Annotated in this window: 2 rRNA genes; both read right to left on the reverse strand. The window is 50.8% G+C overall.

Annotated elements, in window-relative coordinates:
* Nucleotides 1-3 precede the first annotated feature (3 nt).
* Nucleotides 4-119 (reverse strand): 5S ribosomal RNA (gene rrf, locus BIW15_RS19060).
* Between the two features lie 91 nt (nt 120-210).
* Nucleotides 211-3,101: ribosomal RNA gene (locus tag BIW15_RS19065) — 23S ribosomal RNA — on the reverse strand.
* Nucleotides 3,102-3,230: the final 129 nt, after the last annotated feature.

The raw sequence follows: 3,230 nt of genomic DNA on the forward strand, positions 1-3,230 counted from the left end.
AAAGCCTGGCGATGTCCTACTCTCACATGGGGAAACCCCACACTACCATCGGCGCTATTTCGTTTCACTTCTGAGTTCGGAATGGAGTCAGGTGGGTCCAAAACGCTATGGTCGCCAAGCAAATTCTTTAATTCGGAAAGCTGTTTCTGTGTTCTCTACACATTCAATTCTGTTCTTGCTTCGAGTCCATCAAAACCCCTTGGGTGTTGTATGGTTAAGCCTCACGGGCAATTAGTATCAGTTAGCTCAATGCCTCACAGCACTTACACACCTGACCTATCAACGTCGTAGTCTCCGACAACCCTTTAGGATACTTAAAGTATCAGGGAAGACTCATCTCAGGGCTCGCTTCCCGCTTAGATGCTTTCAGCGGTTATCGATTCCGAACTTAGCTACCGGGCAATGCGTCTGGCGACACAACCCGAACACCAGAGGTTCGTCCACTCCGGTCCTCTCGTACTAGGAGCAGCCCCCTTCAATCTTCCAACGCCCACGGCAGATAGGGACCGAACTGTCTCACGACGTTCTAAACCCAGCTCGCGTACCACTTTAAATGGCGAACAGCCATACCCTTGGGACCGACTTCAGCCCCAGGATGTGATGAGCCGACATCGAGGTGCCAAACACCGCCGTCGATATGAACTCTTGGGCGGTATCAGCCTGTTATCCCCGGAGTACCTTTTATCCGTTGAGCGATGGCCCTTCCATTCAGAACCACCGGATCACTATGACCTGCTTTCGCACCTGCTCGAATTGTCATTCTCGCAGTCAAGCGGGCTTATGCCATTGCACTAACCTCACGATGTCCAACCGTGATTAGCCCACCTTCGTGCTCCTCCGTTACTCTTTGGGAGGAGACCGCCCCAGTCAAACTACCCACCAGGCACTGTCCGCAACCCCGATAAGGGGTCGACGTTAGAACATCAACACTACAAGGGTGGTATTTCAAGGACGGCTCCACACATACTGGCGTACGTGCTTCAAAGCCTCCCACCTATCCTACACATGTAGGGTCAATGTTCAGTGCCAAGCTGTAGTAAAGGTTCACGGGGTCTTTCCGTCTAGCCGCGGGTACACTGCATCTTCACAGCGATTTCAATTTCACTGAGTCTCGGGTGGAGACAGCGTGGCCATCATTACGCCATTCGTGCAGGTCGGAACTTACCCGACAAGGAATTTCGCTACCTTAGGACCGTTATAGTTACGGCCGCCGTTTACCGGGGCTTCGATCAAGAGCTTCGACCGAAGTCTAACCCCATCAATTAACCTTCCGGCACCGGGCAGGCGTCACACCGTATACGTCATCTTACGATTTTGCACAGTGCTGTGTTTTTAATAAACAGTTGCAGCCACCTGGTATCTGCGACTCTCGTCAGCTCCATCCGCAAGGGACTTCACCATCAAGAGCGTACCTTCTCCCGAAGTTACGGTACCATTTTGCCTAGTTCCTTCACCCGAGTTCTCTCAAGCGCCTTGGTATTCTCTACCCGACCACCTGTGTCGGTTTGGGGTACGATTCCTTACAATCTGAAGCTTAGAGGCTTTTCCTGGAAGCATGGCATCAATGACTTCACACCCGTAGGTGCTCGACGTCGTGTCTCAGCCTTAAAAAGAGCCGGATTTACCTAACTCTTAAGCCTACGCACTTGAACCTGGACAACCGTCGCCAGGCCCACCTAGCCTTCTCCGTCCCCCCATCGCAATTGTAAGAAGTACGGGAATATTAACCCGTTTCCCATCGACTACGCCTTTCGGCCTCGCCTTAGGGGTCGACTTACCCTGCCCCGATTAACGTTGGACAGGAACCCTTGGTCTTCCGGCGAGGAGGTTTTTCACCCCCTTTATCGTTACTCATGTCAGCATTCGCACTTCTGATACGTCCAGCATGCGTTACCACACACCTTCAACCGCTTACAGAACGCTCCCCTACCCAATATACAAAAGTATATTGCCGCAGCTTCGGTTTACTACTTAGCCCCGTTACATCTTCCGCGCAGGCCGACTCGACCAGTGAGCTATTACGCTTTCTTTAAATGATGGCTGCTTCTAAGCCAACATCCTGGCTGTCTGAGCCTTCCCACATCGTTTCCCACTTAGTAGTAATTTGGGACCTTAGCTGGCGGTCTGGGTTGTTTCCCTCTCCACGACGGACGTTAGCACCCGCCGTGTGTCTCCCGGATAGTACTTACTGGTATTCGGAGTTTGCAAAGGGTTGGTAAGTCGGGATGACCCCCTAGCCTTAACAGTGCTCTACCCCCAGTAGTATTCGTCCGAGGCGCTACCTAAATAGCTTTCGGGGAGAACCAGCTATCTCCAGGTTTGATTGGCCTTTCACCCCTAGCCACAAGTCATCCGCTAATTTTTCAACATTAGTCGGTTCGGTCCTCCAGTTGATGTTACTCAACCTTCAACCTGCCCATGGCTAGATCACCTGGTTTCGGGTCTATATCCAGAGACTGAACGCCCAGTTAAGACTCGGTTTCCCTACGGCTCCCCTAGATGGTTAACCTTGCCACTGAATATAAGTCGCTGACCCATTATACAAAAGGTACGCAGTCACAGGACAAAGCCTGCTCCTACTGCTTGTACGTACACGGTTTCAGGTTCTATTTCACTCCCCTCACAGGGGTTCTTTTCGCCTTTCCCTCACGGTACTGGTTCACTATCGGTCAGTCAGTAGTATTTAGCCTTGGAGGATGGTCCCCCCATATTCAGACAGGATATCACGTGTCCCGCCCTACTCGATTTCACTGAACACACGTCGTCAACTACGGGACTATCACCCTGTATCGTCGGACTTTCCAGACCGTTCGTCTAACGCGTGTAAAGCTTAAGGGCTAGTCCAATTTCGCTCGCCGCTACTTTCGGAATCTCGGTTGATTTCTTTTCCTCGGGGTACTTAGATGTTTCAGTTCCCCCGGTTCGCCTCCTTACCCTATGTATTCAGGTAAGGATACGTGCTTATGCACGTGGGTTTCCCCATTCAGAAATCCCAGACTCAAATGGTTGTTACTACCTAATCTGGGCTTATCGCAAGTTACTACGTCTTTCATCGCCTCTGACTGCCAAGGCATCCACCGTGTACGCTTAGTCACTTAACCATACAACCCGAAGGAGTTTCGAGTTGATGAACAAGTCACCAAAGTTGTCTGCAATTTTTATACATGATGCAGACTCGATTTTGCCGGACTCAAATTCCAAGAACACTTGAATGTGTTATTTTGGTGTTT

It is taken from the genome of Vibrio sp. SALL6 (genome assembly GCF_002002385.1).
Taxonomy (GTDB): Bacteria; Pseudomonadota; Gammaproteobacteria; order Enterobacterales; family Vibrionaceae; genus Vibrio; species Vibrio parahaemolyticus.